Annotated in this window: 16 protein-coding genes; 7 read left to right on the top strand and 9 right to left on the bottom strand. The window is 65.1% G+C overall.

Features of this window, described 5'->3' with window-relative positions; genetic code table 11:
* Positions 1–85 precede the first annotated feature (85 nt).
* Positions 86–1,042, top strand: coding sequence for a lipoyl synthase (gene lipA, locus K289_RS0134645; protein ID WP_027555653.1), 957 nt, complete (start codon positions 86–88; stop codon positions 1,040–1,042).
* A 6-nt stretch (positions 1,043–1,048) separates the two neighbouring features.
* On the top strand, positions 1,049–1,519 hold the full coding sequence (locus K289_RS0134640) for a type II toxin-antitoxin system RatA family toxin (RefSeq protein WP_027555652.1): 471 nt from the start codon (positions 1,049–1,051) through the stop codon (positions 1,517–1,519).
* On the opposite strand, the gene K289_RS0134635 is transcribed toward K289_RS0134640, so the two are convergent.
* From K289_RS0134635 to K289_RS0134610, 6 genes are read right to left on the bottom strand one after another with little or no spacing between them, the layout of a single operon-like run.
* Positions 1,520–2,335: a cytochrome c gene (locus tag K289_RS0134635; RefSeq protein WP_027555651.1), complete on the bottom strand. Its 816-nt coding sequence runs from the start codon at positions 2,333–2,335 to the stop codon at positions 1,520–1,522.
* Positions 2,335–3,957 carry a b(o/a)3-type cytochrome-c oxidase subunit 1 gene (locus tag K289_RS0134630; RefSeq protein WP_027555650.1) on the bottom strand — a complete coding sequence of 541 codons (1,623 nt, stop codon included), beginning with the start codon at positions 3,955–3,957 and terminating at the stop codon, positions 2,335–2,337. The genes K289_RS0134635 and K289_RS0134630 overlap by 1 nt, the downstream gene beginning before the upstream one ends.
* Positions 3,944–4,510 carry a cytochrome c oxidase subunit II gene (locus tag K289_RS0134625; RefSeq protein ID WP_027555649.1) on the bottom strand — a complete coding sequence of 189 codons (567 nt, stop codon included), beginning with the start codon at positions 4,508–4,510 and terminating at the stop codon, positions 3,944–3,946. Before K289_RS0134625 ends, K289_RS0134630 begins: the two co-directional genes overlap by 14 nt.
* On the bottom strand, positions 4,507–4,683 hold the full coding sequence (locus tag K289_RS51865) for a hypothetical protein (protein ID WP_027555648.1): 177 nt from the start codon (positions 4,681–4,683) through the stop codon (positions 4,507–4,509). The genes K289_RS0134625 and K289_RS51865 overlap by 4 nt, the downstream gene beginning before the upstream one ends.
* A gap of 7 nt (positions 4,684–4,690) precedes the next feature.
* Entirely contained in the window at positions 4,691–5,947 is a 1,257-nt protein-coding gene (locus K289_RS0134615) for a cytochrome c (protein WP_027555647.1), read from the bottom strand.
* 10 nt (positions 5,948–5,957) lie between these two features.
* On the bottom strand, positions 5,958–6,665 hold the full coding sequence (locus K289_RS0134610; RefSeq protein WP_027555646.1) for a c-type cytochrome: 708 nt from the start codon (positions 6,663–6,665) through the stop codon (positions 5,958–5,960).
* A 383-nt stretch (positions 6,666–7,048) separates the two neighbouring features.
* On the opposite strand from K289_RS0134610, the gene K289_RS0134605 reads away from it, so the two are divergent.
* Entirely contained in the window at positions 7,049–7,228 is a 180-nt protein-coding gene (locus K289_RS0134605) for a hypothetical protein (protein ID WP_027555645.1), read from the top strand.
* A gap of 195 nt (positions 7,229–7,423) precedes the next feature.
* On the opposite strand, the gene K289_RS0134600 is transcribed toward K289_RS0134605, so the two are convergent.
* Positions 7,424–8,026 carry a CinA family protein gene (locus tag K289_RS0134600; RefSeq protein ID WP_027555644.1) on the bottom strand — a complete coding sequence of 201 codons (603 nt, stop codon included), beginning with the start codon at positions 8,024–8,026 and terminating at the stop codon, positions 7,424–7,426.
* 3 nt (positions 8,027–8,029) lie between these two features.
* A complete protein-coding gene (locus K289_RS0134595; RefSeq protein ID WP_027555643.1) occupies positions 8,030–9,211 on the bottom strand; it encodes a bifunctional 2-C-methyl-D-erythritol 4-phosphate cytidylyltransferase/2-C-methyl-D-erythritol 2,4-cyclodiphosphate synthase in 1,182 nt (393 codons plus the stop codon).
* Between the two features lie 280 nt (positions 9,212–9,491).
* Between K289_RS0134595 and dusB the strand changes: the two genes are divergently transcribed.
* Genes dusB through ntrC form a run of 3 tightly spaced genes read left to right on the top strand, consistent with a single transcriptional unit; the run spans position 9,492 to position 13,117 of the window.
* A complete protein-coding gene (gene dusB / locus K289_RS0134590; protein WP_027555642.1) occupies positions 9,492–10,493 on the top strand; it encodes a tRNA dihydrouridine synthase DusB in 1,002 nt (333 codons plus the stop codon).
* Complete coding sequence (locus tag K289_RS0134585) at positions 10,490–11,665, top strand: nitrogen regulation protein NR(II) (RefSeq protein WP_027555641.1); 1,176 nt, start codon at positions 10,490–10,492, stop codon at positions 11,663–11,665. The genes dusB and K289_RS0134585 overlap by 4 nt, the downstream gene beginning before the upstream one ends.
* A gap of 9 nt (positions 11,666–11,674) precedes the next feature.
* On the top strand, positions 11,675–13,117 hold the full coding sequence (gene ntrC, locus K289_RS0134580) for a nitrogen regulation protein NR(I) (protein ID WP_027555640.1): 1,443 nt from the start codon (positions 11,675–11,677) through the stop codon (positions 13,115–13,117).
* Between the two features lie 162 nt (positions 13,118–13,279).
* On the opposite strand, the gene K289_RS50955 is transcribed toward ntrC, so the two are convergent.
* Positions 13,280–13,432 carry a hypothetical protein gene (locus tag K289_RS50955; RefSeq protein WP_156918342.1) on the bottom strand — a complete coding sequence of 51 codons (153 nt, stop codon included), beginning with the start codon at positions 13,430–13,432 and terminating at the stop codon, positions 13,280–13,282.
* A gap of 197 nt (positions 13,433–13,629) precedes the next feature.
* Between K289_RS50955 and K289_RS0134570 the strand changes: the two genes are divergently transcribed.
* Positions 13,630–15,999, top strand: a complete 2,370-nt coding sequence (locus tag K289_RS0134570) for a HAMP domain-containing histidine kinase (RefSeq protein ID WP_027555638.1) — start codon at positions 13,630–13,632, stop codon at positions 15,997–15,999.
* Positions 16,000–16,005 lie beyond the last annotated feature (6 nt).

The following is a 16,005-nucleotide window of genomic DNA, read 5'->3' as shown; positions in this document are numbered from 1 at the left end:
CTGCCATGTTCCCTGAAGAGGTGCGAGCCGGGTTGCGATGCCATGCGATACCGACTAGGTAGGACCTGAACAGACCGGACACCCCATGGTCGTTATTGTCGATACCATCACGAACCCGTTGCGCCCGCGCCACCCGGAAAAGGTGAATCGGCCCGATTCAGCGTCGCCGCCGAAGCCGGACTGGATCCGCGTGCGGGCGCCCAACACCCGCGGCTATGCCGACACCCGCAACATCGTGCGGGCGAACGGCCTGCACACGGTGTGCGAGGAGGCGGGCTGCCCGAATATCGGCGAGTGCTGGGACAAAAAGCACGCGACTTTCATGATCATGGGTGACACCTGCACCCGCGCCTGCGCCTTCTGCAACGTCAAGACCGGCCTGCCCAACGCCCTGGACGCTGCAGAGCCGCAGAACGTCGCCGAGGCCGTGGCCAAGCTGGGGCTCGCCCACGTCGTCATCACCTCCGTCGACCGCGACGACCTTGCTGACGGCGGCGCCGAGCACTTTGCCCAGACCATCCGCGCGATCCGCACGGCCTGTCCCTCGACCACGATCGAGATCCTGACGCCCGACTTCCTGCGCAAGGACAGCGCGCTCGAGGTTGTCGTGGCGGCCAAGCCGGACGTCTTCAACCACAATCTCGAGACCGTGCCGTCGCGCTATCTCACAGTGCGGCCCGGCGCGCGCTACTTCCATTCGATCCGGCTGTTGCAGCGGGTCAAGGAGATCGATCCGAGCATTTTCACCAAGTCCGGGATCATGGTGGGCCTCGGCGAGGAACGCCACGAGGTGCAGCAGGTGATGGACGACCTGCGCTCGGCCGACGTCGACTTCCTGACCATCGGGCAATATCTCCAGCCGACGCGCAAGCATCATGCGGTGATGCGCTACGTGCCGCCGGACGAGTTTTCGTCATACGAAAAGATCGCCTACACCAAAGGCTTCCTGATGGTGTCGGCGAGCCCGCTCACCCGTTCGTCGCATCATGCCGGCGAGGATTTTGCAAGACTGAAGGCAGCGCGGGCCGCAACGGCTCGCTGACGTCCAATGCATCGAGTTTCGAGCAAGCACCGCGTCAACCACAGTGCGTCCGAGATGTTTGATCTGGTCGCCGATGTCGAGCGCTACCCGGAATTCGTGCCGCTGTGCAGCGCGCTGAAGGTGCGTCAGCGATTGGCCAAGCCCGACGGGACCGAGGTGCTGGTCGCCGACATGACGGTGTCGTTCAAGCTGGTCAAGGAATCCTTCACCAGCCGCGTGACGCTCGATCGTGCCAATTTGAAAATTCTCGTCGAATATCTGCAGGGGCCGTTCAGCAATCTGGAAAATCGCTGGACGTTCGAGCCGAAGGGCGAGGGGGTCTGCGACGTCGGCTTTTTCCTGTCCTACGAGTTCAGGAGCCGCATGCTGGCGATGCTGATGGGCTCGATGTTCGACGCCGCATTCGCGCGCTTTTCCGCGGCATTCGAAAAGCGGGCCGATGCGATCTACGGGCGGCCGAAGCTCGCATCGTCCTGATCAATCAACGGCTTTCACGATATCCGGCGGCTGCGAGGCATAATAGGCCGCGGCCTCCTCGATCTCCTGCGGCGTCATCGCGCGCGCGATGTTGCGCATCTGCTGGCTGATGTCGTTGCGCCGTTCGCTTGTGGCAAACGCCTGGAGCTGCGCCTTCAAGTAGGCCTCGGATTGGCCCTCCAGCCAGGGACTGCCGGTCTTGTTGTCGAGACTGCCGTGGCAGGAGCCGCAAGGTGCAATGCCGCGCATCGGCGCGCCGTAGATGACGATGTTGGGCTTGGGAAGCTGCGGCGTCGGATGGTACGCCGGCAGCCGCGGCAGATAGGCGTAATAGACTGCGAGATCGGCGATTTCCCGGTCCGTCAGGTTGACCGCGAAGGGCGACATCACGGCGTTGGTGCGCGCGCCGGAGCGGAAATCGTGCAGCTCCTTGTAGATCACGGCGGCGTACTGGCCGGCGAGGTTGGGCGAATCCGCCCGGCTGATGCCGGTCGGGCCGTGGCAGATCGCGCAGCGCTGCGCCAGCGTGGCGCCGCGGCCGATCGCCTCCTGGTTCGGACGCGACAGCGTGCGCGAGGTCAGCACAACCTCCGACAGGCGCTTGTCCTGCGCCTGCGCAGCGACGCCTGCTGAGCGTTGCGGCACCCCGGCAGCGCTGCAGATCGCATCCCAGACATTGGCGAATTGAACCCAGGGCTGCGCGAAGGGCAATACGATGAAGCCGACAATCACCGTCACGATGAAGATTGCAGCGGTGATACCGACGCTCGACTTGAAGTGCCAGTTGCTGAGCGTGAAAAGGTCGCGCGCACTCATCACTGCGCTCCCACATAGACGGCCGGCACCGACGTGCCCTCGGTCATTGCCAGGGTGAGGATCGGGTAGCCGTAGTTGGTGATGGTGAGCGCGATCATCAACGCCACCCACAGCGCATGCGTGTTGAGCGCAAGCGGAACGGTCGCCGGCTGATGCACCGCGAGGCTGAAGCGATAGGCGCCGGTCTCGGCCGCGGGCGATCGCATGCCGCGCGCCAGGATGACCAGGAACAGGATGCCGGAGGTCAGCAGGATGAAGCCGCCGATCGCGGAGAAGGTGACCGAGAGCGCCTGCGGCGCGATCGCGGGATCGCCGAAATCGAAATAGGCCATGCGGCGAGGCATGCCCAGAATGCCGACCCAGTGCCACGGGAAGGTGGTGACGATCATGCCGACGAACCACAGCCAGAGCTGAGTGCGCATCAGGCGGAGATCGACGAGCTCGCGGCCGGTGAGATGCGGCCACAGATCATAGGCGATCGCGAAATACATGATCACGATGGCGCCGCCGAAGATCAGATGGAAATGGCCGGTGATCCACTGCGTATTGTGGATCGATGCATCGAGCTGATAGCTCATGTTGATGAGGCCGCCGGCGCCGCCGAAGCCGAGCATGACGAACGAGAAGGCGAGCGCCAGCATCATCGGATTGTCCCAGGGCAGCGCCCGGAGCCAGCCAAACATGCCGCGGCCGCCGCGCAGGCGCGCCGCGATCTCGATGGAGGCGCAGATCGTGAACACGGTCAGAAGCGTCGGCAGCGCGACCAGCGCCGTGAAGGCCGAATGGATGAACTTGAAGCCGGCGCCGACCTGCGGATCGGCGAAGGTGTGGTGCATGCCGATCGGCATTGCCACCACCAGGAACAGGATGAAGGAGATCCGCGCCATGGTGTCGGAGTAGACCCGGCCGCCGATCGCGCGCGGCACGATGGTGTAATAAGCGATGTAGGTCGGCATCAGCCAGAAATAGACGATGGCGTGCAGCGTCCAGGAGAAGAACACCCGGGCAAGTCCGGCATCGATCGTGGCCTTCAGCCCCGCCGCGACCGGGATAATCTGCAACAACAGCTCGAGCGCCGCACCGAGCGCGGTCCAGGCCCACAAATAGGAGCCCGCAACATTGGCGAACATCGCCAGCGGCACCGCTGCTCCGGGGTGCGCCCTTCTCCAGACGCGCAGATTGATCGACATCAGCGCGACCCAGATCCAGGAGCCGACCACGACGAGCACGACGCCGATGTAATAGAAGACGTTGCCGATCAACGGCGGATAGAAGGTGTAGAGCACCGAGGCGCGCCCCAGCGCGATCGGGATCACCGCCATGACGCTGCCTGCAACGATCAGCCAGAAGCCGGCCCACGCCCAGCGCACGCCGACCAGGCGCTGCTCCAGCGCGGACTCGCTGATCGCATAGCCGAATCCCATCGCAACCAGGGTCGGGAAGACGTAGCCCATGACCGTGCCATGCGCAGTCAGCGAGCGGTAATAGAGCTCGGGATTGGAGAGCCAGGTGCCGATCGGACTGCGGATGAACATCTGCCAGGCGCCGAGCGTGAGAGCGACGCCGAACACGGCAAAAGCCAGCCAGAAATGGGCGAGGATGAGCTTTCTATTGGCCAACACAGCTCACCCTCCCACCGCTCTTCGCAAGCTCCGCGAACTTCGTTTTGTCGATCACGCGGACCTTGCCCCACATGCCCTCGTGGCCGAAGCTGCAAAACTCCTGGCAGGGCATCAGATAGTCGCCGGTCTTCTCGAAACGCATGAGCTGCTCGGAGACGTAGCCCGGCACCAGCATGGTGTTGATGTTGGTGCCCTGGATCAGGATGCCGTGCACCACGTCGGCGCTGGTGGCGCGCAGCGTGATCGGCGTCTCGGACGGAACCACGATGCAGGCCGGCGTGAAGGAATATTGCTGGCCGATCGCGCGTACAGTCACCGCGCCATTGGTCTCGAGCACGCTGCCGAGATTGCTCTCGATGAACTCGCCGGACAGATGTATCCGTGAAGGATCGGTCGTCTCGACGCGCGGCTGCGGCATGGTCGCACGATGAATTCCGGCAAACGCCGCCAGCAGCGCCATCCCCACGATGATGATCACGGATACCGTGGCCCAGCGCCGCTCGGTGCGCGCCGCGATCTCGGCGCCGTGATGGCCGTCCTCCTGCACGCTCATTGCAGCGCCCCGCGTGGCAGGAAGACGAAGAGATAGAACGCCAGCCAGATCGCGACGACGCAGGCCGTGGCGATCCCCGCGAGCGCGATGGCGCCGGACGGGCCTTGCGCGACGACCTCCTCGACGGCCTGGTCGGCTGCGGCTGGGCTGGTCGGCGGATCGGAATTGATCATGGCGGCCTCAGTTCAGCGGTGCGGAGCGCAGCTCGTTGGCTTCGCGCGCCGAAACCGGCGTGCCGCGATTGCCCCAGGCGGTGCGGATATAGGAGACGACGGCGGCGACCTCGTTGTCCGAGAGGAGCCCTGCGAAAGGCGGCATGCCGTAGGGCATCGGATTGCCCTTGGTGCCTGGCGGATAGCCGCCGTTGAGCACCATGCGGATCGGATTGACCGCCGACTGCATCTCGATCGACTGGTTGTTGGCGAGCGGCGGCCAGTGCGGTGGCTTGCCTTCGCCCTGGGCACCATGACAGCTCGCGCAGTTCTTGTCGTAGACCGTCTTGCCGAGGCTGATCAGCAGGCTGCTTTCGGTCGTCGGCAGCACCGAGCTCGCCGGCGGCGGAGGCGAAGGCTCGGAGATCCCCTTCAGGTAGACCGCCATCGCCCTCGTATCCTCGTCACTGAGATATTGCAGGCTGTTGTGTACGACCTCGGCCATCGGGCCGTAGACCACGCCGCGCTGCGAGACGCCGGTCTGGAGCAGATCAGAGATGTCCTGGATGCTCCAGTCGCCGAGACCCGCCTCGCGGTTGGAGGTCAGGGAAGGCGCGTACCAGTTCTGCATCGGGATCAGCCCGCCCTTGAAGGCATCGGATTGCGCGGTGCCACCGAGCGCGTTGATCGGCGAATGGCACATGCCGCAATGGCCGAGGCCTTCCACCAGATAAGCGCCGCGATTCCACTCGGCCGACTTGGTGGGGTCCGGCTTGAACTCGCCCTCGTTGAAGTACAGCGTGCGCCAGCCAAGGATGAGCTGGCGGTTGGAATAGGGGAAGCGGAGGTCGTGCTCCCGGTTTCTCTGATTCACGGGCGGGATCGACTTCAAATACGCGAAGATCGCCTCGCTGTCGGCCCGCGTGACCTTTGTGTACGAAGCAAACGGCATCGCCGGATACATCAACCCACCATCCGGGAAGCGGCCGGTGTGCATCGCCTTGTAGAAGTCCTCGGCGGTCCATTTGCCGATTCCGGTCTCCCGATCCGGCGTGATGTTGGACGAGTACAGCGTGCCGAAAGGCGTCGGCATGGCGCGTCCGCCGGCGAAAGTGCGGCCCTCAGGCGCGGTGTGGCAGGCGATGCAGTCGCCGGCGCGCGCCAGATACTCGCCGCGCGCGACGATGTTGTCGCTGGTCGGGCCGGACTTCTGCTGCGCCTCGGCGGCCGAGCCGGCAAACAGCGACCACAGCAACAGTACCAGGATTGGTGAGCGCGATGGCATCCTCGTCTCCTCACTCCGGTTCGCTGCCGCAGGCGAAGGGCAGCACGTAGGTGCCCTTCGGTGCTGGAGCGTTCATCACCGGCGCCGGGTGGTTCGCCAGCCATGCCGCGACCGCTGTGACATCCTCCTCCGTGAGTCGAGCAGCAACCTGCTGCATGCAGTCCGGCGCCTTTGCCGTGCGGGTGCCATAGCGCCACGCTCCGAGCTGGGCGCTGATGTAGTTTGGGCGCAGTCCGAGCAGGCCGGGGATTCCCGGTTCCATGCCGGTCAGGGCCGGGCCGTGGCAGCTACCGCAGGCCGGTATCTGGCGTTGGGGATCGCCGCGCGTGACCAGTGACTGACCGCGCTGGAGGACCTCCTGGCTTGCATCGCTTGCTACCAGTGGCGGCAGCGCCGGATGCTGATCGGCGAAGTAGTCCGCCATCTGCTGCAGGTAGGGATCGGTGAGGAATTCCAGCAAATAGTTCATCGGCGGGTATTTTCGCCGGCCGTTCTTGAAGGCAAGCAGCTGATTGTAGAGATAGCCGGCCGGCTTGCCGGCAAGGCGCGGGAAATAGACGTCGCTGGTGCCTTCGCCCTTGTTGCCATGGCAGGGCGTGCACGCTTCCACGCGCGCCGCCATGGTATCCGGCGGCTGGTTGGCCGTTTGTGCGGCCGCAACGTTGCAGGCGGCCAAGGTAGCAATGGCGAGAGCCAAAGCAGCGTTACGAGCGAACACGTCGCCGCCCTCCAGAACTGGATCGGGTTGATTCCTGATCGCAACGTAGATCTGCATTATTGCGCCAATATAGTCGCGCGCAAGCTTTGAAGAGGACGATGACGTTTGGTCGCGCGGCCGAACCGCGATCATGATCGTTTTCGGCAAATTTCGCGCGGTTTTTCCAAACGACGGATGAGGCGCATCGATCTCCGGCGTGTTGCACCCGAGTTTTCCAGACTGGGCTCCACGGCCGTGACAAGTGCAGTTTGTGCCAAAGAGTGACCTGCTGACGGAACGCCCCTTGCCGCGAGCGGCACACCTGTAAAGCTGCATTTCATGGGATTTTCAACTAAAGTTCGAGTCGGCGCTCGGGGTAATATGTGTGGGTAGGACCAGGGGACATGGGACGCTGGAAGCAATCGTGGAGTGCGGAAGATCTGAGCAAGCTCAAAACACTCGCAGGCACCAAACCGGTCACGATGATCGCAAAAGAACTCGGCCGCACCACGGGCACGGTGCTTGCGAAGGCGATCGAGCAAAACCTTCCGGTCCTGCATCGCATCAAGCAGACGGGCGAATGATCAGGCCACCGGTCGCTGAGTCCGAGCCGGTGACGATCCGAGATTGATGGCCGCTGTTTCCGCTGGACCATGTGATCCGGTGGCAGCCGTCTGACGATATCGGATCCCAGCCTCAGCAGAATGCGGCGGCCTGCAGCGTTGTAAGCCACATAACTTCATCGCGAGGGCCTGCCAGGTCTCACCAGGTCAGACGGCTCACCCGCGCGGCGTACGCCGGCGCTTCACCGCGTGCCGTCGCGGCGAACGGGCGACGCGCGGGCGCAGGCGGCTTGCCGTGTCGCGGCGCGGCTTGACCTGGGCCTGCGGGCCGCGGGCGAGATCCATCAGCATGCGCAGCGCCTCGACCACCGAACGCTGCCGCACCGCGGTGCGGCCGATGGCGCCGAAACGGTGCTCGCGGTGGATGATGCGGCCGTCGCGCGCAGCGGCGGCGAAATGCACGAGCCCAACCGGTTTGCCGGGCGTGGCGCCGCCGGGCCCGGCAATGCCGGTGATGGAGACCGCGAGGTCGACACCGGCGCGCTCCAAGGCGCCGACCGCCATCGCGGTCGCCGTCTCCTTGCTCACCGCGCCGAAATTGGCAAGCGTGCTCGTCTCGACGCCGAGCATCGCGCGCTTGGCATCGTTGGAATAGGTGACGAAGCCGCGGTCGATCACATCGGAGGAGCCGGGGATGTCGGTCAACGCGCCGGCGACGAGGCCGCCGGTGCACGACTCAGCAGTCGCAATCGTCAGCTTGCGCATCCGGCACAGATCGAGCAGCGAGCGGGAGAGGGCGCGTGCGTCGCTGCCGCCCATGGTTCACAGGCTCCAGGGCAGGCGGATGGTAGCGCTCGCAGTGGCCGCGATGCCTTCCTCGCGGCCGGTGAAGCCGAGCCGCTCGCTGGTTGTCGCCTTCACGGCGACGCGGGAGATGTCGACCCCGGAGATCTCGGCGATGCGCGCGCGCATGGTATCGCGCAGCGGGCCGATCTTCGGCCGTTCGCAGACCATCGTCACCTCGAGATTGGCGACGCGGCCACCGCGGGCCGTGACGCGCTCGATGGCGTATTTCAGGAACTGGTCAGAGGAAGCCCCCTTCCACTTCGGATCGCTCGGCGGGAAGTGCGAGCCGATGTCGCCGTCGGCCAGCGCGCCGAGGATGGCGTCGACCAGCGCATGCAGGCCGACATCGCCGTCGGAATGGGCCAGGAAGCCCTTGGTATGCGGCACGCGAACGCCACAGATCATGACATGGTCGCCTTCGCCGAAGGCGTGCACGTCGTAACCCGTGCCTGTCCTGATGTCGCCGAGTTGGGCGGCCAGGCGCGCTTCCTCGCGCACGAAGTCTTCGGGAGTGGTGAGCTTCATATTGGCAACATCGCCTTCAAAGGTTGCAACCGTCAATCCCGCCCATTCGGCAATCGCCGCATCATCGGTGAAATCGCTGCGTCCTTCCTTTGCGGCGCGACGATGCGCCTCGAGGATGACGTCGAAGCGAAAGGATTGCGGCGTCTGCGCGATTCTCAGGCGCGCCCGGTCCGGCGTGCCCTCGACGTGTCCGGCCTCGCCGGTGAGCTTGATGGTGTCGGTGACGGGGATGGCGGGGATCGCCGCACCGGTGCGGCTCGCCGCTTCGATCGCGCGGGAGATCAGCGCCTGCGAGACGAACGGCCGTGCCGCGTCATGGATCAGCACTATGTCCGGCTTGTGCTTGGCAAGCGCCTCGAGACCCGCAAGCACCGAGGCCTGCCGGGTCGCGCCGCCATTGGTCGGCGGCTCGTGGCGTAGCCCTTCGACCGCGGCGGTGAACATCGCGCTGTCGTCGGGATTGACCACGGGCTGCACCGCGAACACGTCTGCATGGCGGCTGAAGGGTTCCATGGCGCGATAGATCACGGGCTGGCCGCCGATCGTGCGGTATTGCTTCGGCCCGCCGGCGCCGGCGCGCAGTCCGCGACCGGCTGCGACGAGAACGACTCCAGTGCGCTCTGATTTCGCCATAGGGCTCGATTACTCAATTGCTGGTGGAGAGTCGGAGAGTGGGGTGATTACGGGCATGCCTCTAGCACGGCAGGGCCGCAAAAAAAGAGGTTTCCCTGCGTTGTGGGAAACAGCATTTTGCTGCACTGCACTTGAAAGATCGGAAGAACTGTCTAAACTGTAGGCATGACGCTTGACTGCACAAGAATTGTGCGCAAGATAGGTCATGACAGGTGCGATGAGGCCCTGTCCTGTGAACGAGACCTTCGTGACCGGCTCGGAAGCATTCGGCGCTAAGCCGTTGAAGATAGGCGATATTGACGTCGCCACCCCGGTTTTCCTGGCGCCGATGTCAGGGGTGACCGACTCGCCGTTCCGGCGGCTGGCCGCGGAGCTCGGGGCCGGCCTTGTCGTGTCCGAGATGACCGCCAGCGACGAACTCGCCAATGGCCACCGGATGTCGCGGTTGCGCTGCGAAGCTACCGGGATCGGTCCGCATGTGGTCCAGCTTGCTGGCTGCGAGGCACGCTGGATGGCGGAGGGCGCCCGGATCGCGGAAGCCGGCGGCGCCGACATCATCGACATCAACATGGGCTGTCCGGCCCGCCACGTCACCGGCGGCCAGTCCGGCTCGGCCTTGATGCGCGACCTCGACCATGCCGTCACCCTGATCGAGGCGACGATCGCAGCGGTGCAGGTCCCGGTGACGCTGAAGATGCGGCTCGGCTGGGACGACCGCACCCGCAACGCGCCGGAGCTGGCGCGACGGGCGGAAGACGCCGGCGTCAAGCTCGTCACTGTGCATGGCCGCACCCGCTGCCAGTTCTACAAGGGCGAGGCCGATTGGGATGCAATCCGCGCGGTGCGCGAGGCGATCTCCATTCCGCTGGTCGTCAATGGTGACATCACCTCTTATGACAAGGCACTCGCCGCGCTCGACGCCTCCGGCGCCGATGCCGTGATGATCGGCCGCGGCGCGCAGGGCCAGCCCTGGCTGCCCGGTCAGATCGGCCGACGCCTGAGCGGCAGGGCGGCAGAGGCCACGCCGTCGCTCGATCAGCAGCTCGGCTATGTTCGCGCGCTCTATGAGGGCGTCTGCGCGCTCTACGGCCTGCGCATTGGCCTGAAGCATGCGCGAAAGCATCTCGGCTGGGCGCTCGATGTCGCCGCGCAGGCGAGCCGTGCGCCGGCCGAAAAGCTGAAGACTTGGCGCCAGACGATCCTCACCTCGGAGGATCCGCGCCTCGTTCACCGGTCGCTGCAGGATGCCTTCGACGATTTCGCATGGAGCGCTGCCGTATGAGCTCAGGCGCTGACCATCGCCGACCGCTTTCGTCCGACAGCGATGCCATCCTGGATGCATTGCCCAATCCCGTGCTCACGATCGGGCCCGACGGCAAGATCGTCGCCGCCAACATCGCGACCGAGGCGTTCTTCGAGATCTCGACGCAGTTCCTGAAGCGGCAGTCGCTGAAGGAGCTGGTGCCGTTCGGAAGCCCCTTGCTGGCGCTGATCGATCAGGTCCGCTCCTCCAACTCGCCGGTCAACGAATACAAGGTCGATCTCGGCACGCCGCGCATGGGCGGCGACCGCCAGGTCGATCTCCATGTCGCCCCGCTGACGGAGCGGCCCGGTCATATCGTGGTGATGCTCCAGGAGCGCACCATCGCCGACAAGATGGACCGCCAACTCACCCATCGCAGCGCCGCGCGCTCGGTGATCGCGCTGGCCGCAATGCTCGCGCATGAGATCAAGAATCCGCTCTCCGGCATTCGCGGCGCGGCACAGCTTCTTGAGCAGCAGGCCTCCTCCGAGGACCGGATGCTGACGCGGCTGATCTGCGACGAGGCCGACCGCATCGTGACGCTGGTCGACCGAATGGAGGTGTTCGGCGACGAACGCCCGGTGATGCGCGGCCCGGTCAACATCCATTCGGTGCTCGATCACGTGAAGCGGCTGGCGCAGTCCGGCTTTGCCCGCAACATCCGCTTCATCGAGGACTACGATCCCTCGCTGCCGCCGGTGCTGGCCAACCAGGACCAGCTCATCCAGGTGTTCCTCAATCTGGTGAAGAACGCCGCGGAAGCCCTGATCGACGTCCCCGACGCCGAGATCCAGCTCACCACCGCGTTCCGCCCCGGCGTTCGCCTGTCAGTCCCCGGTCAAAAAACCCGGGTATCCCTGCCGCTGGAATTCTGCGTCAAGGACAATGGACCAGGCGTGCCCGACGATCTTCTGCCCAACCTGTTCGATCCCTTCGTGACCACCAAGCAGACCGGTAGCGGTCTTGGCCTGGCGCTGGTCGCGAAAATCATCGGCGATCACGGGGGCATCATCGAATGCGAGTCTCAGCCGCGCAAGACCACCTTCCGCGTGCTGATGCCGATGTACTCGACATCGGTCAAACACGCCGATCACAGCAGTCACGCCGACTCTGCCGGGAAGTCGTCGCCTGCATCACAGGGGGCAAAATGAGGATTAACGATGCCCGCAGGTAGCATTCTCGTTGCTGATGACGACACCGCCATCCGCACGGTTCTCAATCAGGCACTATCCCGCGCCGGCTATGAAGTCAGGCTGACCGGCAATGCCGCCACGCTGTGGCGCTGGGTCAGCCAGGGGGAGGGCGATCTCGTCATCACCGACGTCGTGATGCCGGATGAGAACGCCTTCGACCTGCTGCCGCGGATCAAGAAGATGCGGCCTAACCTGCCGGTCATCGTCATGAGCGCGCAAAACACCTTCATGACGGCGATCCGCGCCTCCGAGCGTGGCGCTTACGAATACCTGCCGAAGCCCTTCGATCTGAAGGAGCTGATCGCCATCGTCGGCCGCGCGCTCGCCGAGCCGAAGGAGCGCACGCCGAGCCCGGACGAGGACGCCGAGATGGAGGCGATCCCGCTCGTCGGCCGCTCGCCGGCGATGCAGGAAATCTACCGCGTGCTGGCGCGGCTGATGCAGACCGACCTCACCGTGATGATCACGGGCGAGTCCGGCACCGGCAAGGAGCTCGTGGCGCGCGCGCTGCACGACTATGGCAAGCGCCGCAACGGCCCGTTCGTCGCGGTCAACATGGCGGCAATCCCGCGCGACCTCATCGAATCGGAGCTGTTCGGCCATGAGCGCGGTGCCTTCACCGGCGCCAACACCCGCGCCTCCGGCCGCTTCGAGCAGGCCGAGGGCGGCACGCTGTTCCTCGACGAGATCGGCGACATGCCGATGGAAGCGCAGACGCGGCTCCTGCGCGTGCTCCAGCAGGGCGAATACACCACAGTCGGCGGCCGCACCCCGATCAAGACCGACGTGCGGATCGTCGCCGCCTCCAACAAGGATCTGCGCGTCCTGATCCAGCAGGGGCTGTTCCGCGAAGACCTGTTCTTCCGCCTCAACGTCGTGCCGTTGCGGCTGCCGCCCTTGCGCGAGCGCATCGAAGACCTGCCGGATCTCGTGCGCCATTTCTTCGCGCTGGCCGAGAAGGACGGCCTGCCGCCGAAGAAGCTCGATGCGCTGGCCCTGGAGCGGCTGAAGCAGCACCGCTGGCCGGGCAATGTGCGCGAGCTCGAAAACCTCGCGCGGCGCCTCGCGGCGCTCTATCCGCAGGACGTGATCACGTCCTCGGTCATCGACGGCGAGTTGGCGCCGCCCTCGGTCAGCCCGGGCGCGGCGGTCCAGCAGGGTGTCGACAATCTCGGCGGCGCGGTGGAGGCCTATCTGTCCTCGCACTTCCAGGGCTTTCCCAATGGCATGCCGCCGCCGGGCCTCTATCACCGCATTCTCAAGGAGATCGAGGTGCCGCTGCTCACGGCTGCGCTGGCCGCCACCCGCGGCAACCAGATCCGCGCCGCCGACCTGCTCGGCCTCAACCGCAACACGCTGCGCAAGAAGATCCGGGATCTGGATATTCAGGTGTATCGGAGCGGTGGGTAGTCCCCTCAAACCGGACGGTGGCTCAGCTCCCCCTACCACAGCGGAGCTGAGCCTGTCCGAATCGCGCTGGCCTGAGTGGCCGGCGCGGAGAGCAGAAGTCGGAATATGACCGAAATGTTCCGTGGTCCTGCGCGACCTGGTTCGCTCGATCGCGGATCGCACCTATCTGATAAGCCGAGCCGGCGCCGCGGGCAGGACGTTGGCAACGTTGGCCGACTGTTGCATGCCGGGGCTGTTAACCAGACGGTCCGCGGCCACGATCAGCAACAGGACGGCCGAGACCATCATCGCGAGAAAAAATCTATCCATCGCCATCAAGCCGCGATCCCGCCAGTCAGTTCCGCGGGACGGCCGGGCTCGAACATTAGGGCTCGTCGGGAACCGTAACCCTGTGGATGCGCCGGCCGCCGTGGCTGAGACGCCGCGGAATTGTCGCAATTCGGCAACAATGTGGTACGAATACATCAGTATCCGCCCGCCGCGGACCCCTTTTCAGCATCGCCATTGCCGGAATGATCAGCGCAGATACCTCGGCCGCATCCTATGACACGGCCCAACCCGAAGAGCCCAGGCGCTGGTCGCTGAGCCGGTGGCTGGCACCTTTTGCGGTCGGGCTGGCGCTGCTGTCGGCCTTCCTGACCTTCGTGGTCCTGACCGGCCTGACCAATATCGAGCCCACGCCGGAGGTCGTCAGATCCTTCCTGCTGATCAATGCCGGCACCATCCTGCTCCTGGTCGGCATCATCGTCCGCGAGGTCTGGCAGATGGTCCAGGCCCGCCGGCGGGGCAGGGCGGCGGCGCGGCTGCACGTCCAGATCGTCGGCCTGTTTTCGATCGTTGCGGTGCTGCCGGCTGTGCTGGTGGCCATCGTGGCCAACGTCACCATCGAGCGCGGCCTCGACCGCCTGTTCTCGGGACCAACCAAGGAGGTCATCCAGAACTCGCTGATCATCGCGCGCGCCTACATGCAGGAGCACGCGCAGCTCATCCGCGGCGACATCATCGGCATGGCCAACGACGTCTCGCGCGCCTCGCTGCTGTTCGACCGCGACCGGCAGTCCTTCCTTCAGCTCCTGACGGCGGGTGCGGCGGCCAGAAACCTGCCGGGCGCGATGATCATGGGCAAGGACGCCAATCCGATCCTGTCGGCGGAAACCGGCGGCATCCCGCTCGCCTTCGCGCCGCCAAATCCTGAATTCTTGAAGAACGTCAACGAGAACGAGCCCGAGATCGCGGTCCTGCCCGACCAGAATCTGGTCGCCGCCGTGATCAGGCTGAGGTCGTTCAACGACACCTTCTTCCTCTACGTCGCCCGCCAGCTCGACCCGCGTGTGGTGGACCAGCTCAAGCAGACCGAGCTCAGCGTCGCCGAATATGCCCAGATCGAGTCGCGCCGGCTCGGCATCCAGGTCGCGTTCGCGCTGATGTTCGCGGTGATCGCGCTGACCATCCTGATGGCCTCGGTGCTGATCGGGTTCAACTTCGCCAACTCGCTGGTGGCGCCGATCCGACGGCTGATGAACGCGGCCCATACAGTGTCGACCGGCAACCTGCATGTCCAAGTGCCCGTGCACAAATCGGAGGGCGACCTCGCGCAGCTCGGCGCGACCTTCAACAAGATGACGCAGGAATTGCGCAGCCAGCGCGACGAGCTCGTCAACGCCAGCGATCTCATCGACAGCCGCCGCCGCTTCATCGAGGCGGTGCTGTCCTCGGCAAGCGCCGGCATCATCGGCGTCGATGCCTCGGGCAGCGTCGGCATCCTCAACCGATCCGCCGAGAAGCTGATCGGGCACGCCGAATCCGAAACGCTCGGCCATCCCTTGTCCGACGTGCTGCCCGAACTCGACGAGATGACGAAGACGGCGCGGGAAGGGACCCAGCGCCTGGTGCAGGGCCAGATCACCATCACGCGCGACGGGCAGGAGCGCAATCTGTCGGTCCGCGTCAGCGCGGAGAAGACCAGCCAGGCGCGCGACAGCTACATCATCACGCTCGACGACATCACCGAGCTCGTCTCGGCGCAGCGGACCTCGGCCTGGGGCGACGTGGCGCGCCGCATCGCTCACGAGATCAAGAACCCGCTGACACCGATCCAGCTCTCGGCCGAGCGCATCCGCCGCAAGTTCGGCAAGACCATCACCGAGGACAAGGACAAGCAGATCTTCGACCAGTGCACCGACACGATCGTGCGCCAGGTTGACGACATCCGCCGGATGGTCGACGAATTCTCGCGTTTCGCGCGCATGCCGAAGCCGGTGATGGAGGGCGAGGACGTCGCCGACACCGTGCGGCAGGCGGTGTTCCTGATGAAGGTCGCCCATCCCGAGATCGATATCGAGGCGGAGTTCAAAGAGGATCCGCTGCGCGCCCAGTTCGACCGCCGGCTGATCTCGCAGGCGGTCACCAACATCGTCAAGAACGCCACCGAGGCGATCGAGCAGGTACCGCCCGAGGAGCTCGGCAAGGATCACGGGAAGGGCCGCATTGACGTCGTGGTGTCGCGCGAGGGCGAAGACGTTCTGATCGACGTCATCGACAATGGCATCGGCCTGCCCAAGGTCGCGCGCTCGCGACTTCTTGAGCCTTACGTCACGACGCGCGCCAAGGGCACTGGCCTTGGGCTTGCGATCGTCGGCCGCGTGCTGGAAGACCATGGCGGCCGAATCGAGCTGAAGGACGCCTCCGACTTCCGGGAAGGCCAGCGCGGTGCCTGGATGCGGATGCGCTTTGCGATCTCCGGCCATCCCAAGAAGATCGAGGTCGCGGATGCGGCACCAACCAGTCCCGACCAGGAAATAAAGGAGCCGGCCAGCGAAACCAAAGAGCCGGCCGAAAAGACTAATGACTCAACGAAAATCGAAGCCTCAACAGGCAGCTGACAACAC

The sequence above is a fragment of the Bradyrhizobium sp. Cp5.3 genome, assembly GCF_000426265.1.
GTDB classification, from domain to species: domain Bacteria; phylum Pseudomonadota; class Alphaproteobacteria; order Rhizobiales; family Xanthobacteraceae; genus Bradyrhizobium; species Bradyrhizobium neotropicale.
This window is presented reverse-complemented; position numbering and strand designations above follow the sequence as displayed.